Annotated in this window: 13 protein-coding genes; 6 read left to right on the top strand and 7 right to left on the bottom strand. The window is 66.0% G+C overall.

Translation table 11 applies throughout. The features are described 5' to 3' along the window. On the bottom strand, positions 1–2336 hold a 2336-nt coding region (locus tag NZ951_06945; GenBank protein MCS7207648.1), incomplete at its 3' end, for a DUF4012 domain-containing protein. Between the two features lie 255 nt (positions 2337–2591). On the opposite strand from NZ951_06945, the gene NZ951_06940 reads away from it, so the two are divergent. Further along, positions 2592–3086 (top strand): hypothetical protein, encoded by a 495-nt coding sequence (locus NZ951_06940; protein MCS7207647.1) that lies wholly within the window; start codon positions 2592–2594, stop codon positions 3084–3086. Next, positions 3083–3469: a dihydroneopterin aldolase gene (gene folB, locus NZ951_06935; GenBank protein ID MCS7207646.1), complete on the top strand. Its 387-nt coding sequence runs from the start codon at positions 3083–3085 to the stop codon at positions 3467–3469. Before NZ951_06940 ends, folB begins: the two co-directional genes overlap by 4 nt. A 30-nt stretch (positions 3470–3499) precedes the next feature. Here folB and NZ951_06930 read toward each other — a convergent pair whose 3' ends face one another. Continuing rightward, positions 3500–7033, bottom strand: coding sequence for a GAF domain-containing protein (locus NZ951_06930; GenBank protein MCS7207645.1), 3534 nt, complete (start codon positions 7031–7033; stop codon positions 3500–3502). Positions 7034–7183: 150 nt separating this feature from the next. Between NZ951_06930 and NZ951_06925 the strand changes: the two genes are divergently transcribed. Beyond that, a complete protein-coding gene (locus NZ951_06925; protein MCS7207644.1) occupies positions 7184–7852 on the top strand; it encodes a response regulator transcription factor in 669 nt (222 codons plus the stop codon). Here the strand turns inward: NZ951_06925 and NZ951_06920 are convergent. The 3 genes from NZ951_06920 to aceB all read right to left on the bottom strand — a co-directional run bounded on the left by NZ951_06920 (position 7849) and on the right by aceB (position 11011). Beyond that, a complete protein-coding gene (locus NZ951_06920; protein MCS7207643.1) occupies positions 7849–8964 on the bottom strand; it encodes a hypothetical protein in 1116 nt (371 codons plus the stop codon). The genes NZ951_06925 and NZ951_06920 overlap by 4 nt on opposite strands. Before the next feature lie 13 nt (positions 8965–8977). Next, entirely contained in the window at positions 8978–9325 is a 348-nt protein-coding gene (erpA, locus tag NZ951_06915; GenBank protein ID MCS7207642.1) for an iron-sulfur cluster insertion protein ErpA, read from the bottom strand. A 114-nt stretch (positions 9326–9439) separates the two neighbouring features. Continuing rightward, on the bottom strand, positions 9440–11011 hold the full coding sequence (gene aceB / locus NZ951_06910; protein MCS7207641.1) for a malate synthase A: 1572 nt from the start codon (positions 11009–11011) through the stop codon (positions 9440–9442). A 180-nt stretch (positions 11012–11191) separates the two neighbouring features. Between aceB and NZ951_06905 the strand changes: the two genes are divergently transcribed. From NZ951_06905 to NZ951_06895, 3 genes are all read left to right on the top strand, one after another. Next, positions 11192–12379, top strand: coding sequence for a PLP-dependent aminotransferase family protein (locus NZ951_06905; protein MCS7207640.1), 1188 nt, complete (start codon positions 11192–11194; stop codon positions 12377–12379). 14 nt (positions 12380–12393) lie between these two features. Continuing rightward, entirely contained in the window at positions 12394–12852 is a 459-nt protein-coding gene (locus NZ951_06900; GenBank protein MCS7207639.1) for a PH domain-containing protein, read from the top strand. A 113-nt stretch (positions 12853–12965) separates the two neighbouring features. Further along, the gene (locus NZ951_06895) at positions 12966–13988 is read left to right on the top strand and encodes an LLM class flavin-dependent oxidoreductase (protein ID MCS7207638.1); all 1023 of its coding nucleotides are present in this window, start codon (positions 12966–12968) and stop codon (positions 13986–13988) included. Positions 13989–13990: 2 nt separating this feature from the next. Here NZ951_06895 and NZ951_06890 read toward each other — a convergent pair whose 3' ends face one another. Together NZ951_06890 and NZ951_06885 are read right to left on the bottom strand one after the other, a co-directional pair. Continuing rightward, entirely contained in the window at positions 13991–14956 is a 966-nt protein-coding gene (locus NZ951_06890; protein MCS7207637.1) for a decaprenyl-phosphate phosphoribosyltransferase, read from the bottom strand. A gap of 150 nt (positions 14957–15106) precedes the next feature. Then, positions 15107–16260: tail fiber domain-containing protein (locus NZ951_06885; GenBank protein MCS7207636.1), on the bottom strand; the 1154-nt coding region annotated here is incomplete at its 5' end.

Here is a 16260-nt window from a genome sequence, read left to right as displayed (position 1 = left end):
CCGGGCTGTTTCTGCACGAGGAGGCGGTAGACATATCTCCCCCCGCCCAACGGCCGCACCACTTGCGGGGCGAGGCGATAGGAAAGGGGGACGGTGACAATGGTGCCCGATTCCACCGTCAGGTAGCCCCCTACCTCGGTAAGCCCGGTCAGGCCCTCCCCGGCGTGACGCAGGATGCGCATAGTTTCGGTATCGGTATAGCCCCAGGCCAGTTTTTCGGTGCCCTCGTGCAGGAGGACGGGGGGAGCATCGATATCCATCGCCCAGCGGGGGAGGAAGACCTGGAAGAAGTTCCAATAACAGGAGGTGGTTTTCCACTCGGCCTGGCGGCAGATTTCTTGCAAGGGTTCTCTGCGGTGGGTGTAGCGCAGGCGCAGAAAGGCTTGAATGGGCTGGTCGACAGCCAGAAGGACCCGATACTCCCACGATCTGCTCGCCCACTTGCGCTCGTGGCCGGGCAGGGCGTTGTCAATGACCATCAGGTAGTCGTGATCCACCTGGCGGACGGCCCCGTTCCAGCCCATCTCCCACACCAGGGGGGAGAGGGATGGGTCAAAAAGGTGGACGAGCAGGTTTTTGCGGTGCACGTGTTCCTTGAGGAGGGTGATAAGGGCCTGGCGTGTGTGAACAGGCATGCCGTGCTTCAAGCGCTCCGCAAGGGCAAAGAACAGGTCTTCATCAAAGCACCGTTTCCCTTCGCAGAATGTGCCGGGGCGGGTGGGGCGTCCTCTCCCCACATAGGGGCGAAGGCCCTCCACATACTCCTCGGCGACGGGGCGCGTCAGGGGATGGGGATGCCCGGGAACGCGAATATCTCCCAGGACGCCGGTGATGTCCAGGGTCATGGCCTTGGTGGTGGCGATAACCCCGTCCACTTGCACTCCGGTCCACACAGCGTAGATTTCGGCTAGGGCCGCTGCTGAAGCGGGGAAATGGGGTGTCCAGTTGGCGTCGCGGAACAGGAGGCGATCCATCCAGAGATACCAGTAGATGAAGTCCGGGGGAGGCGGGTTCTTTTGGGTGGGGTCGGGGTCTATCTCTGTGCTGTCGTGGAGCACCAATTCGGTGAGGGTGCCCTTGTCTAGGGTGAGGCGGACGACATAGCCGATGAATCCGCCTGTGGGGCGGATTTCGTTTTGGTTCTGGGCGACGATGAGATAGGTGCGGGGGCGATCATATCCGAGGAAGCCCCAGAGGAACTCCAGCACTCTTTGGGCCGAAGCGAGGCTGGCTTCTAGGCGCTCTAAGGAGAAGGCGCTCCCTTCTAGGGCTTGGGCCAGGAGGCGCCCTATGGTCAAGCCCTCTACATCCTGCTGGGCGTCTAATAGGAGGCGCAAGGAGGCGGTCTCCTGGCGAGCGGTAATGAGGGCTGCCTGGGCGCTCTGTAGGCGTTCCCCAACTTGGGGGGCGACGGCGGGGGCAAGGGGTCCCTGCTCCCAGATGGACTCGGCGATGGCGCTGACCCCCTCCAGAGCAGAGAGGGTGCGCTGAAGCAGCAGGCTCACTTGGAGGAGGAGACGGGTCGTCTCTTGGAGCTGGGGGGCAGTGTCCTGGCGTCGGGTGGCTACCTCCAAGATCTGGGACAGGGCGGCGGCATCTTCCTGCACTTGGGCGAGGAGGGGGCGCAAGGTTGCGGGGTCAGTGAGACTGGCCAGGGGGTCAACGCTCCACACCCGCAGGGCCTCCAGGCCCCCGGCGAGGGCGACGGCGTGCTCCAAAGCCTGGGGGCTCACCTGCCCAATGGCGACGGCGGTCTCTACCAGCGGCAGGAGGGCTTCTAGGCGGGAGGCATAGGTGCGGCCGAGGGGGGTGGTGTGCACGGCTTCCAAAGTGCGGGCCAGACGGGGGAGGTCGTTCTGGGCCTGACGGAGTGCGGGGGTGGCCTCCTGCAGGGCCAGACGCAGGCGGGCCAAGGGGTCAGTGTCGGGGGTCTCCTCCTCAAAACCCAGCACGGCGACTTTCCCCAGGGCGTCGGCCAGGGTGCGTGCGATACGCCCTCCGATGTGCCCCGCCTCGAGAAGCGCCAAGCCCCCCCGCACCCGCGGCCCGACCCAGGGCAGGGGGCGCACCCCTCGTAGCCACCCCAAACGGGCGAGCGCCCGGGCGCTGGCCTCTTCTAACACCTGGGCGTGGGAGCGGGCGTCGAGGAGAGCCTGGCGTTGGCCGTGCCCTCCTTCTAAGATACCGCGCAGGTCTCTCTCCAGGGCGGAGGCGGCGTGCAGAGCCTGGGAGGCAGAGACCAGCCCACTGCGGATGGTCAGGGCGGCCCAGATACCCCCTCCGAGGGCTCCTGCCACGAGCACACCCAGGAGGCCCAGCACAAGAGATTTGTTCATCCCCTCCTTTCCTTTACCTGTGAGTTGCCCCGCACGGGGTTTGCTTCTATACTAACACCTGTGCAAAGGTGTTTCCGGGCAGGTTTCGGTGCAGTTCTGGTGGTGGCCCTTGTGGGGGCGGGGTTGGTAGGTGGGGTGCTGGCTCACCTGCGGGGGAGGAGTCTCCCTGTGTTAGCCCAACCCAGTTGGCCCACTCCCCCACCCAATCTGTTAGTGCCCACGCCTGTGATCGTGCCCTCTGTTCAGGTGAAAAAGGTGACCCAGCCCCCTGTGCCGGGGGCGACGGTGTGGCTCCTGCAACCCCTTATCCCGGGCGTTCTCCCTCGGGTGAACCCGCTGCCAGACACACGCCTCACCTCGGCCGAGGCCGACCCGGCCCAGCGCATCGTCCTGCGCCTGGAGTGGGAGAGCCTTCCCGCCACCACCCAACTGGTCTACCACCCCCTTACCCCGGCACAGGTACCCCCACCCCCCGAGGGGTATCGCGTTGTGCGGGCGCTCTCCTTGCAGGCATATGATGCGGAGGGTAGGCCGGTCGTGCCTGTCCTGCGCCGTCCCTGGGTGCTCCAGGTGCCTTTGGCCGGCTTGGACGATGTCCCTCCCCTGCGCCTTGTGTTGGCCCGCTATCGGGAGGACCAGGGGCGCTGGCACCTGCTGGTAACCGTTTTCCATCCCCAGGCCCGCTTGCTGGAGACGCGCCTAGTGGACCTGGGGCGTTACGCTGTGTTGGAGGAGGCATCCGTCCCATGACCTGCTATGAGGGGGACAGCATTTTCCTGGAGGGCATGGCTTTTTACGCCTTCCACGGGGCGACGGACGAGGAGCGTATGGTGGGCGGGCGCTACCTGGTGGACTTGGAGGTACGCCTGCGCCTGGCGACCGCGGGGGGGCGCGACCGGCTGGAGGATACGGTGGACTACCGTGCCCTCTACGGCCTGGTGCAGGAGGTGATGCTGGGGCCCCCCTCCACGCTATTGGAGTTTCTGGCGGAGGAGATAGCCCGCCGCGTTCTAACGCGTTTTCCCCAGGTGGAGGGGGTGCGGGTGGTAGTGCGCAAGGCTCCTCCTCCTTTGCCCAGCGGTGTCCTGCACAGTGCCGGTGTGCAGGTGGTGCGTCGGCGGTGTATAAAATAGGGCACCCCTTCGAAGGGGCCGTGGGGTGCCTTACCCCCGCGGGGCGGCTTTGCTCCCCCCTTCCACAACGGCCAGCAAAGCAGAGGCCAGGTCCTGGGGGGAGAGGGGTTTCCCCAGGACGCGGTCTACACCGTGGGCTTGGGCCTCGTGGGGATCTATGTGGTCTCCGTACCCGGTGAGCAGGAGGACAGGGAGGGTGGGGCGGGCCTTCTTGGCATAGGTGGCCACATCCCACCCGGTCAAGCCGGGCATGGCCAGGTCGGTCACGAGGGCGTCCCACTCCTGGGTGCCCACGGCTTCCAGGGCTTTGGCGGGGTCGCGGAAGACCCGGGGCCGATGGCCCAAACTGGTGAGCATATGCTCCAGCATGTCGGCGACAGCGGGGTCGTCCTCCACCACCAGGAGGTGCAAACTGCGGGGGGCGGCGGTGCGTTGCTGTGCATGGGGGGATTGTTCTGAGGGTGCGGGGGCGACGGGCAGGGACACGGTAAAGGTGGAGCCTTTGCCCACCTCGGTCTCCACGCTGATGTCTCCGCCATAGCGCTTGATGATGCTGTAGGAGACGGCCAAGCCTAGCCCGGTGCCCTTAGGGCCTTTGGTGGTGAAGAAGGGTTCAAACAGGTGGGAGCGCACCTCGGGGGGGATGCCCGTGCCCGTGTCTTGGACGGCGATGCAGACACGGTCATCCTTTGTGAAACAGGAGAGGGTGAGGGTGCCGCCCTGGGGCATGGCATCAATGGCGTTGAGGATGAGGTTGATGAGCACTTCGCGCAGTTCGGACTCGGTGCAGGCGGCAGGGGGGGTGTCCTGGAAGGCGGTGGCCAGGTGGATGGTAACGCCTTGCCGGGCGGCCCGCTCCTGCCAGGCGAAGCGGGTGCTCTCCAAGGCGTCGCGGCAGACCTTCTGCACATCCACGGGTTCGGCCTGGCCTTCGGAGCGCAAGCGGGCAAGGGTGGCTAGACGGCGCACCACCTGGGCACCGTCCACGGCGGCGCGGCGGATGGCTTCTAGGGCTTGGCGCTGGCGGGCGGAGAGGGTCTTGTCCATAAGGGCCAGTTCGGCCTGCCCCATAATGACGGCCAGGAAGTTGTTGAAATCGTGGGCGACGCCGGCGGCCATCTGCCCCAGGGCGCGCATCTTCTCCAGTTGGAGCATCTGGATCTCCATCTTGCGCATCGGGGTAACATCCCGCCCGACGACGATATAGCCCTCCACCCGGCCCTCGCTGCCGTACCAGGGCGACATGGCGCACTCTAGCCACAAGGTTTTGCCATCGGAGGTGGTGACGGGGCAGGAGCGGGTAGCGGGGATACGCCCTGCGGCGATGTGGCGCACGCACTCCTCCCAATCCTGGGGTGTGCCCCCCAGGAGGGAGTAAAGGGATGCGCCCAGGGTCGCGGAGGAGGGGATGCCCAGAAGCCGTTCCGCCCCGGGAGACCAGTACCGCACCTTGCCCTCAAGGTCGGTAACTGTGATGATATCTTGCACCTGAGCCAAGATAGCGGCCTGATACTGAAGGGCTCGAGCCTGTTGTTGCGCCTTTTCCGTCAGCCAAACCCGCTCCACCGCCTGGGAGGCGGTGCGCACCATGAGGGTGAAACGCTCTATATCCTCGGGGGTGAAGTCCCGCTCCTCTTTCCAGTCCAGGTGGAGGACGCCGACCGGCTCGCCCTGGATCTCCAGGGGTGCTCCCAGGAGCATCTTGTGTCCGAGCAGAGCCGTAAGGGAGCGGGCTTGCAGGAGGTCGGCGTAGCCGTAGAGGCGTGTGGCGCGGGAGGCGAAGATAATGCGGGAGAGTCCCCCGCCGCTGCCGTCTATCGGCTGGGGGGTGAGGTCCTCCATGCGGTAGCCCACACAGGCCACAGCCACAAGGGATTGGGTGGCCTTGTCCAGGAGGCGCACGATGCCCCCCGTTGCTCCCCAGTAGGCGACCATGTGCACCAGGATGCGTTGGAGGATGTGGGGGAGGGGGGCGCTGCGGGTGCCTTCCTGCAGGACCTGGGCCAACGCTTCGGCCCAGCGGCGGGCCTGGTGCTCCTGTTCCAGGGCTGTGGCCCGTCGGATGGCCTGGCCAGCCAGGGCGGCGGCGGTCTCCAGGAGGGTCTGCTCCTTCGGCGTAGGGGTATGGGGTGAAGTCCAGTCCACATGGATGACACCTAGCGGGGAGCCGTCGCTCAGGATGGGGGTGCCTAGGGTGGAGACGATGGAGGGGTGGAAGGTGGAGCGGGCGATGGGGTCATGGGCGATATCGGGAAGGGCCAGGGTGCGCTTCTCCTGGAACACGCGCAGGGAAAAGGTCTGCTGACTGTGAGTGTGGCGGGGGGTGAGAATGGGTTCCAGGAGGGCAGGGGCGAAGGCGGCGAGGTCTAGGGTTTGGGTCTTTTCGTTCCACAGACGGAGGACGACCCTGTCTGCTTGCAGGGAGACCAGGATGACTTTGGCTAAACCTTGCAGGACATCGGGAAGGGGGGCATGGGCGAGGCCGGCTTTAGCAATGGCCAGGAGGGACTCGGCATGGCGGCGCGCCTGGCACTCCTGTTCGAGGGCCTGGGAGCGGCGGATGGCTTGGCCGGCCAAAGCGGCTGCTGTCTCCAGGAGGTTTTGCTCGTCCGCAGTGGGGGTGTAGGGGTGCGTCCAACACAGAGCCAAGGTGCCCAGGGGGTGTTCCCCACCGGGAATAGGAATGGCAATGGTAGCGCAGAAAGTGGAGGGGAAAAGACGAAAGAGGGGGTCATCCCTGGAGAACTGGGTGGCGATAAGGGTGCGGTTTTCACGAAAGGCCTTGCCGGCGAAGGTGTCCAGGGGGAGGACACGGGGGCGGGTCCAGCCTGGCGGGGTGGGTGGGGTGCAGGCTCCCAGGATAAGGCCCTGCTGGGACTCGTCCCAGAGGCGGATGACCACATCGGCACGGACGGCTTTGTGAATGGCGGTGGCCAGGCCCTGCAGGACTTCGGAGAGGGGGGCATTGGCCAGGCCGGCTTGGGCGATGGCGAGGAGCGCCTCGGCGTGGCGGCGGGCGCTCTGTTCCCTCTCCAGGGTCTGGGCGTGATATAACGCCTGGGCGACGCGGTCGGCCACCGCTTGGACGAGCGCCGTCTCCTGAGGGGAGAAGGTGCGCTTGAGAGGGAAGTGGATGCGCAGGCTTCCCAGGTAGGTATCCCCTGCTCGCAAGGGAACGCCCAGGGAGGTTTGCACCCCTAGCCGTTCGGCTAGAGTGCGAATGGCGGGGTCGTGGGGATACTCGGCAGTATGCACAACTGAGAAGGTGTGCAAGGCGTTTAAACGCCCGAGGAAATCCCGGTCAACGGCGATACGGGGATAGGGAACTTCTTGCAGGGGGAGGCCCCAGGAGGCCACCGCCTCGAGGACATTCTGGTGCGGGTCGTAGCGGCGGATGATGACCACCCTGGCATCTAGGGCCTCGCCCACGATACCCGCCAGGCGCTCCATCATGGCCGAGGTGGGAAGGCTAGACAGGTGGGTCAAAGCCACCTGCTCAATAGCCCGGAGGAGGCGGTCTGCTCCATTGCTTGCGAAAAGGTCGTCGAGTCCGGGCGCAGACATACACTCCTCGCACCGCACACGCTACAAGTATTATAGATAGGATGAGCGTGTGCACCTATAGGGGAAAACCCCCAATTTCCCGTGACGCGAGGGAGCGCCTCCACCCTTGGGGGCGGACGTAAAAGGGGAGAGGGGTCCGAAAGGAGCCATATGGAGCGGGTGGCGCCTGGCCCTATCTCCGTTTTGATTGTGGATGACCACGCCCTCTTTCGGGAGGGCATAAAAACGGTGCTGAGCAGTCAGCCCGACATACAAGTGGTGGGGGAGGCCGGGACGGGGCAGGAGGGTATTGCCTTGGCCCGCACCCTGCGGCCGGATGTGGTGCTGATGGATGTGCGCCTCCCGGATATGGATGGGCTGGAGGCGGCGCGGGCGGTGCACACGGCGGTGCCCACCTGTCGTGTGATTATCCTCACGGGGTTAGACGACCCCGAGTATCTGAAACGGGCCCTTTTGGCAGGGGCGGCGGGCTATCGGCTCAAAAGCGTCTCTCCCGAAAGCCTGGTGCGGGACATCCGTACCATTATGGACGGGGGGAGCATCGTGGATGCGTCCTTATGGCCGGCGTTGGTGAAGGCGCTGGCGGCATCTGGGCCACCCCTGACCCCAGAGGAGGGACAGCGCATCGCTGCGTTGACCCCTACCGAGCGGGAGGTGCTCCGACGGATGGCCCAGGGCCAGTCCAACGCCCAGATCGCGCAAGACCTGCACTACTCGGAGGGGACAGTGAAAAACATGATTGGGCGCATCTTCGCCAAACTGGGGGTGGGGGATAGGGCCCAGGCGGTTTACCTGGCCACGCGGGCAGGTATCATTTAAAAGGCGGCGTCGTCTTGTTCAAGCCCCGCGCCCGTCGGAACCTGGTAGGCAGGTGGTAAAACGGGTGCCCACTCCACACGCCCTGCGACGGTGCGCCCGGGGGAGGGAACGGCTTCCACCGTGCGCCCAACCTCCAGCAGGGGGCGGGTGAGGTAGGCTAGGGCGCGGGGGCCATCGGTATCTTCAACGCACGAGGTTACCACACCCACCTTTGTGCCCTCGGCCCAGAGGGGTGTGCCAGGGAGCACGGGGGCGCTTAGGGCCAGGCGGGCCAGGGCCTTCTGGATTTTCCCGTAGGTCTTCAGGCGGGCCAGCACCTCTTGCCCAATGTAGCACCCCTTGCTGAAGGAGACGCTCTCCCACACCCCCGCCTCTAGGGGGTTATAGGCTTCGGTGAGTTCCCTCCCCCGGCGGGGGATGCCGGCGGCCACGCGCAGGATTTCCTCCGCTCCAAAACCTATAGGCTCCGCCCCTCGCTCCCGCAGGGCGTTCCACAGGCGGGGGGCCTGCTCCGCCGACACCAGCACATCCCACTGGGGCAGGGCCAGAGCATCGGTGCGCAGGAGGGTCAGGGGCACGCCCTGCCACTGCCCCTCCCACAGGGTGCCCTTGTCCATCTTGTGGGGCATGGTGGGCAGGAGCGCTCCCAGCAGGTCCGACGCCTGCGGCCCCAGGACGCCTATCAGGGCTGTGGTGCCTGTGAGGGAGGTGAGGGAGACTTCCTCTAGGATGGTGTAGGTGTCTAGCCAGGAGGCGACGGCCTCCTCGGCCCCCGGGCTGGTGAGGAGAAGGAGGCCGTCGGGGAGGCGAAAGACCCAGAGCCAATCTATGCATCGCCCCTTGGGGGTGGTGAGGACGGTCTGACGGCCTTGCCCAGGGGAGAGGTCGTCCAGGCGGTTAGTGGAGAGGCGGTTGAGGAGGTCCAGGGCGTCTTTGCCTGTGGCCCCCAGGCGTCCCCAAGGGGAGCGGTCCCACAGGGCGCAGGCGTGACGGGCCACCTGGGCCTCGGTTTGTGGGGAGGTCCAGGCGAAGGGGATTTCCCAGCCGTCTATAAGGCACAAAGACGGCCCCGTTGCCATATGGAGGGGGTAAAGGGGGCTGCGCAGGGGCACGGGGGCGTCCGCGCTAGACGGAGAAGGAGTTGCCACACCCACAGACGCTTTTGGCGTTGGGGTTTTGGAATACGAAGCCCTTCCCGTTGAGGCCGTCGGTGAAGTCCAGGGTGGTGCCCGCTAGGAAAACATACGACTTTTTATCCACAAAGAGGCGGATGCCGTGCTGTTCAATGACCTTGTCCTCGGGGCGGGGTTCCTTTTCCAGGGAGAGGGTGTACATCAAGCCCGAGCATCCCCCGCCCTTGACGGCCACCCGGAGGCCGAACTCCTGCAGGCCCTCCTTCTCGGCGAAGTAGCGAACCTTCTCGGCGGCCTTGGGTGTGATGGTGATGGTGAGCGGCTTGGTAGGCGTTACCATGTGCCAACACCTCCCCCCGACATAACCCATGCTAGCAGGGGGCCAGGGAGAAGTAAAGGGGGGCGAACGCCCCCCAGGAAGCCCCCGCGGGAGCGGGCTTGCCATAAGGGGCCCTTACCCCAGGGCGCGATAGGCGGGGAGGGTGAGGAACTCCACGCAGTCGGGGGAGGTGACCAGGGAGTCCAAAATGTCTACGGCCTTGGAGAGGGCCTCGGCCTGGGCGTGGCCCTGGGCCTGAAGGATTTTCTGGGCCTCCTCGGTGCGCAGGGTGTAGTACAGGGCGGGGGTAACGATGCGCCCATCGGCCAGGCGCGCCCGGAAGTGGAGCCACTGCCAAATCTGGGAGCGGGCGATTTCGGCGGTGGCGGTGTCCTCCATGAGGTTGTAGATGGCCGCCGCCCCGCGTCCCAACAGCCACGACTGCAGGTAGAGCAGGGAGACACTGATGTTGTTGCGCACGCCGGCCTCGGTGATGTCGCCTTTGGGGAGGTCCAGCAGGTCGCGGGCGGTGACGCGCACCTCCGGGATGCGGTCCAGCTGGTGGGGGCCGGAGAAGGCGCGGTCAAAGACCTCCCGCACAACGGGGACGAGGTCTGGGTGGGCAACCCATGCGCCGTCAAAGCCTTGCGCGGCCTCCCGCTCCTTGTCGGCGCGCACCTGGGCGAGGGCGCGCTCGTTAGCACCCGGGTCGCCCCGGCGGGGGATGTAGGCGGACATGCCTCCGAGGGCATGGGCACCCCGCTTGTGGCACACGGCCACCAGCATCTCCGCCGCCGCCTTCAGGAAGGGGGTGGTCATGGTCACGGCGGAGCGGTCGGGCAGGAGTGCCCAGGGGTGGGCGCGGAAGGTCTTGATGACGCTGAAGATGTAGTCCCACCGTCCCAGGTTAAGGCCCGTGATGCGGGAGCGCAGTTGGTAGAGGATTTCCTCCATCTCAAAGGTGGCCCAGATGTGCTCAATGAGCACCGTGACGCGGATGCACCCTTTGGGGAGGCCCAGGCGTTCCTCGGCGTAGTCCAGCACCTGGTTGACCCAGCGGGCCTCCAGGTGCCCCTGCAGTTTGGGGATGTACAGATACGGCCCCGACCCCCGCTCCAGGAGGGCGTGGGCGTTGTGGAACAGGAACAGGCCCACATCAAACAGGAAGCCCGCGATGGGTTGACCGTCCACCAGCAGGTGGCGTTCGGGAAGGTGGATGCCCCGGGGGCGCACGCACAGGGTAGCGGTCTCGGGGTTGAGGCGGTAGACACGCCCATCGGCCTCTTGAAAGGAGATGGTGCGGCGCACCCCTTCATAGATGTTCAGTTGCCCCTCCAGGGTTGGCTCCCAGGCGGGGGAGTGGGCGTCCTCGAAGTCGGTCATGTAGATATTGGCCCCCGAGTTGAGGGCGTTGATGAACATCTTACGGTCGGTGGGGCCGGTGATTTCCACGCGGCGGTTGAGGAGGTCTTTGGGGGCAGGGGGCACGCGCCAGGGCTGTTCGCGGATGCCGCGGGTTTCGGGGCGGAAATCGGGCAGGTGGCCTTGGTCGACTTCGGCTTGGCGCGCCACGCGGGCCTGTAAAAGGGCGCGGCGCCCCGCTTCAAACTCCCGGGCCAGGTCGGCCAAAAAGGCCTGCGCCTCGGGGGTGAGGATGTGCGTGGCAGCGGGGGTCATCTTGCCCAAGACAATGACGCCGGTGGTCATGGGTCCTCCGTCAGAAAGCGGGCGTTTCCCGATACCCCGTCAGTCCCTTTTGGCCCTGTAGCCTACCAGTTCTAGGGGGGTCTGTCAACTATTGGCAAGGAGGTGGCGGAAGGGCAAGCGGGTTGCACCTGGACACGCTCCAGGCTACACTACACCTAACGCCTACACGAGGAGGATGGGATGTGTCCCTTCCGCTATGAGGGTCTTTTCAGCCAGCGCACACCTGCCCCGGTGCGCCGTGCCCCCACCCACGCCCGCTACGACTTTGCTGTGGCCTACCCGGACCCTGACCTGCTCCCCTTGGACGATTTGGCCCAGGCCATGGCTCAGGCTCTACAGGCGGAGGGGCGCTCCCTGGCCCTTTATCCCCCCGCCATGGGACACGAAGGCCTGCGTGACCTCATTGTGGAGAAACTGGCGGAGGACCGGGGCATCCGCACCGACCGCGACCATGTGCTCTTGACCAGCGGGTCTATGCAGGGGTTGAACCTGATCTTTGAGGCGCTGCTGGACCCGGGTGATATTGTGTTGACGGAGGACTTCTTCTACCTGGGCACTTTGCGCTCCCTGCGGCGGTTTGGGGCGCGGGTCATCGGCATCCCCTGCGACCAGCAGGGGATGCGCATGGACGCCTTGGAGGAGACCCTGGCCACACTCAAGCGCTTCGGGTTGAGGCCCAAACTGCTGTATACCATCCCCACCTTCCAAAACCCCCAGGGGAGTGAGTTGCCCGTGGAGCGTCGGCGCCGTCTGATAGAACTGGCCCACGCCTACGGCTTTCCCATTCTGGAGGACGATTGTTATGTGGATCTGCGCATAGAGGGGGACAACATTCCCGCCATCGCCAGTTTGCCGGGGGCGGATGGGGCGGTGCTGTACGCCAGTTCCTTCTCCAAGATCGTGGCTCCGGGGGTGCGCTTGGGGTGGGTGGTGGCTCCTACGGAGGTCATGGAGCGTCTGACGACCATCAAGTTGGACGCGGGCACCAACCACCTGGCGGCGATGGTGGTTTACCGCTATCTACGGGAGCACCGTAAACCCCATGTGCAGGAGTTGATTGATGGCCTGCGGCGCAAGCGGGATGCCATGCTGTCCGCTTTGGGGGAGGCTTTTGGCCCGCGGGCCCAGTGGAGTCGCCCGCGAGGTGGGATGTACATCTGGGTGCGCCTGCGGGAGGGGGCCGATACGGCCGCCGTCCAGGAGAAGGCGCTGCAGGCGGGTGTCAGTTACTACAACGGGAGCCTGTTCTCCCCCGAGGGGAAGGGGAAGAACTGCCTGCGCCTCTGCTTCGCCTACCCCAAGCTGGAGGATATCTACGAAGGGGTGCGGGTGTTGGGGCGCTTCTTTGAGCGAGAGGGGCTCCTGTAAGCCTTACGGACGCCATGCCAGCGCGCTGGTTCCGCCCGCACATTGATTGGTGGCTCCTGGTGTTCCCGGTGGGCATGCTGGGGGTGATGTTTGTGCTTGTTTTGGTGCTGGAGCGGGGCCAGGATCGGCTGGTGGGGCTGTTCATCACGGGGTTGGGGTTGGCTGTGGTGGGGGGATTGTTCTGGGGATCGGGTTACCAGGTGGAGAGCGACCGCTTGGTGGTGCGTGTGGGGGTGTTCCGCTGGACAGTGCCTTTAGAGGGGGTGCATCGGGTGCGCAGGGGCGGCTGGGTGCACCTGTCGTCTTCGTTTCGTGTGATGCGCTTGCGGGGGGCCTTCTCCCACCGCAACCTGGTGCTGGAGGTCAAAGGACGCTTTTGGCACGAGGTGGTGGTGAGCCCCGCCGACGAGCGGGGCTTCCTGGAGACCCTGCGCACCTATGCCCCCCACATCCGGATAGAGGTGACGCCCTAGTGAGGCGATGGCCCACGCCCACCCCCACATCGGCCCAAGGTGTGCCGTGATAAGGGAGCACGGCGAAGGCGGGAGGACGCTAGGGTGTCCTTACCGTTGTGTGGAGGGATGGTATGGTGCGCTTTGGTCTGTATGTGATTCCCCAGCATCCGGTAACGGACTCCCCGGTGCGGCGGTTTCGGGAGGCGATGCACCAGGTGCGCCTGGCGCGGGATGCCGGCTTTGATGCCATCGCCACGGGCCAACATTTCCTCTCTCCGCCCTACCAGAGCCTCCAAGCCGTTCCTTTCCTGGCCCGTCTGGCAGCCGAGACGGGGACCATGCGCCTGGTAACGGGGGTGCTTCTGCTCTCCATGCTCAACCCTGTGGAGGTGGCGGAGAGCGTGGCCACTTTGGACATCATCAGCGAGGGGAGGGTGATTTTCGGGGTGGGGTTGGGCTACCGGGACATTGAGTATGAGGCGTTCGGGGTGGAGCGCCGCCATCGCGTCGGGCGGTTTCTAGAGGCGTTAGACCTGGTGAAGCGCCTGTGGACCCAGCCCCAGGTAACCTTTGAAAGCCAGCACTTCCGCGTGCGGGAGGCGGTGTGCACCATCCGTCCCCTGCAGAAGCCCTATCCCCCCATTTGGATTGCCGCCAATAACGACAGTGCTATCCTGCGGGCGGCGCGCCTGGGGCACCCGTGGTTCATCAATCCCCACGCTGCCCTGCCCACCATAGAGCGTCAGATGGCCCTCTATCGGCAGGAGGTGCAGAGGGCGGGCCACACCCCGCCCGCCGACATCCCCCTGGGGCGGGAACTGTTCATTGCCCCCACGCGGGAGGAGGCGTGGCGCTTGGCCCGCCCCTACTTGGAGGGCAAATACCGCGCCTATGCCGAGTGGGGGCAGGACCGGGCCTTGCCGGGGCAGGAGTCCTTCCAGGTGCCCTTTGAGGAGTTGGCGCGGGAACGCTTCATTTTGGGCACTCCCGAGGACGCTATCGCTGAGATAGAGCGCTACCACCAGCGTTTGGGGGCCAACTTCTTCCTCTTTCGGGTGCAGTGGCCGGGGATGGAGAACTACCACACCCTGCGGGTGATAGAACTGTTCGGTCTGCACGTTATCCCCTACTTCCGCAAGAAATACGGCGGGTAGGGTTAGCGCATCAGCCCCAGCACCACAACGGCCGTTAGGAGCCACAGCCCCACGGCGATGAGGATGGGCTTATCGGTGAGGAGCACATCCTCGGGGGCCTCGCCCATGTTGCGGGAGTAGACCAGGTAGAGGTAGCGAAAGAGGCCGAACAGCACGAAGGGGATGGTGAGCATAAGGGCGTGGTTGCGGGGGGCGTTGGGGGCGGTGAAGGTGTAGAGGATGTAGGCCACCAGGGTGGAGGTGGCGGCGATAGCCAGGAGTTGATCCAGGAGGGGGAGCGTATACTGCCCCAGGACGGGGCGCTGGTGGGAGGCGGAGCCTTGCGCCAGGGCCAGTTCATTACGCCGTTTGCCGATGCCGATAAGGAGGGCCCCCAGACCCGTTACCACATAGAGCCACGGGGAGATGGGGGCGGCCAGAGCCACCGCCCCGGCCACCGCCCGCAGGATGTAGCCCGCGCTGAGGGCCATCACATCCAGGAGCACCAGGCGCTTCAGGAGGAAGGTGTAGGCGGTGGTGGAGGCCAGGTAGATCAAGGCGACCCCTCCCAGCCCCGGGCCCAGCACAAAGGAGCCCGCAACGCCAGCAACGGCTAACAGGCCCGCCGCAATCCACGCTACCCCTACGGGGAGTGCCCCCGAGGCGATGGGGCGATAGCGCTTGCGGGGATGGAGGCGGTCGCGCGGGGCATCCACGGCGTCGTTGACCAGGTAGACGGCCGAGGAGAGCAGGCAGAAGAGGAGAAAGGTGAGGGACGCCTGGCCGAGCAGGAGGGCGGCCTCCCCTGGCTGGTCGGGGCTCCACCGTTCGTGGACGCTGAAGGCGAAGGGGAGGAAGACGAGGATGTTTTTGGCCCACTGTTTGGGGCGCAGGGCACGCACCAGCGCCCAGGCGCGCAGCCCGACGCTGCGGACGGCGGGAACGCTGACTGTTGTCGTCTCCCCGTGGGGGTTGTCCCTGGGATACACTGCCCCTCCTCGGGAAGGAGCGTAAGGGGACTAGGGGACACAGTCAAGGGGGGCGGATGGCGCAGCCGGCGTCGTCAAAAAAGGCTGGAGGGGTGGGGTGGGGCTCCACCACCCCCCCACCCCTCCAGGATGGGTTGCGGGGAGCACCGGCTAGGGCCGTTGGCTGGTCGTCAGCAGGGCGGCAACGAGGGCCTCTAGGGTGCCGAGACGAGCCTTCAAGGCGTCCATCTCCTCCTTCTGGCGGGCCAGTTCGGCCTCCCGCTCCTGCAGGCGCAGGGCCAGGCCTTGCAAAGCTGCCATCAGCACCCCGTCGGCATTGGCGCTCCCGATGTAGCGCTCGTCCTCCCCCAGCCCGAAGGCACGGGCGAAGTCCTGGGCCACCGGCCCCATGTGCTTCACTGAGGGGTCCTGGCTCTTGAGGGTGTAGGTATACACCGGCACCCCCAGCAGACGGCGCAGGACATCCTGCCCATCCACCGGGGTCAGGTTGTCCTTGAGGGCGCGGTCGCTGATGGAGGCCCAGGAGTTGCCCCCCGCTGGCACCTGGACGCCGGTGGACAGGGCGGTGTTGGTGAAGATGCGGAAGCCGCCTGTGGAGCGGAAGGTGGTCTGGTTGGGGGCGGAGGAGGCGACATCGGCGTCGGTGGCGTCGCCCCAGACGAAGGAGCCCTCGTGGGTGGCTTGGGCCCGCCGGCCGGTGGCGAAGGCGTAGTTACCGGAGGCGGTGTTGCCCCTGCCTCCGGGGACGGTAGCATAGGCGCCGCTGGCGATGTTGCTCTGTCCCCCGCCGATGGTAGCAGACCATCCGCTGGCGGTGTTGCTCTGGCCCCCGCCGATGGTGGCCAGAGTGCCGCTGGCGGTGTTGAACTGGCCCCCGCCGATGGTGGCCCAATCGCCGCTGGCGGTGTTGCCCACGCCCCCGCCGATGGTAGCAGAGTCGGCGCTGGCGGTGTTGTAACGGCCCCCGCCGATGGTAGCAGAGTCGGCGCTGGCGGTGTTGTAACGGCCCCCGCCGATGGTGGTGTACCACCAGCTGGCGGTGTTGCGCTCGCCCCCGCCGATGGTGGCAGCCCCGCCGCTGGCGGTGTTGCTCTGTCCCCCGCCGATGGTGGCCAGAGTGCCGCTGGCGATGTTGCTCTGTCCCCCGCCGATGGTGGCCAGAGTGCCGCTGGCGGTGTTGAACTGGCCCCCGCCGATGGTGGTGTACCACCAGCTGGCGGTGTTGCCCTCGCCCCCGCCGATGGTGGCCCAATCGCCGCTGGCGGTGTTGCCCACGCCCCCGCCGATGGTGGCATACCAGTTAT

This window comes from Dehalococcoidia bacterium (assembly GCA_025060295.1).
GTDB lineage: Bacteria > Chloroflexota > Dehalococcoidia > Lucifugimonadales > HRBIN23 > HRBIN23.
This window is presented reverse-complemented; position numbering and strand designations above follow the sequence as displayed.

Excerpts from the sequence above, each read along its gene's own strand:
- folB (MCS7207646.1), top strand. The coding sequence starts at position 3,083 with ATGACCTGCTATGAGGGGGACAGCATTTTCCTGGAGGGCATGGCTTTT.
- NZ951_06930 (MCS7207645.1), bottom strand. The coding sequence starts at position 7,033 with ATGTCTGCGCCCGGACTCGACGACCTTTTCGCAAGCAATGGAGCAGAC.
- NZ951_06925 (MCS7207644.1), top strand. The coding sequence starts at position 7,184 with ATGGAGCGGGTGGCGCCTGGCCCTATCTCCGTTTTGATTGTGGATGAC.
- erpA (MCS7207642.1), bottom strand. The coding sequence starts at position 9,325 with ATGGTAACGCCTACCAAGCCGCTCACCATCACCATCACACCCAAGGCC.
- aceB (MCS7207641.1), bottom strand. The coding sequence starts at position 11,011 with ATGACCACCGGCGTCATTGTCTTGGGCAAGATGACCCCCGCTGCCACG.
- NZ951_06905 (MCS7207640.1), top strand. The coding sequence starts at position 11,192 with ATGTGTCCCTTCCGCTATGAGGGTCTTTTCAGCCAGCGCACACCTGCC.
- NZ951_06900 (MCS7207639.1), top strand. The coding sequence starts at position 12,394 with ATGCCAGCGCGCTGGTTCCGCCCGCACATTGATTGGTGGCTCCTGGTG.
- NZ951_06895 (MCS7207638.1), top strand. The coding sequence starts at position 12,966 with ATGGTGCGCTTTGGTCTGTATGTGATTCCCCAGCATCCGGTAACGGAC.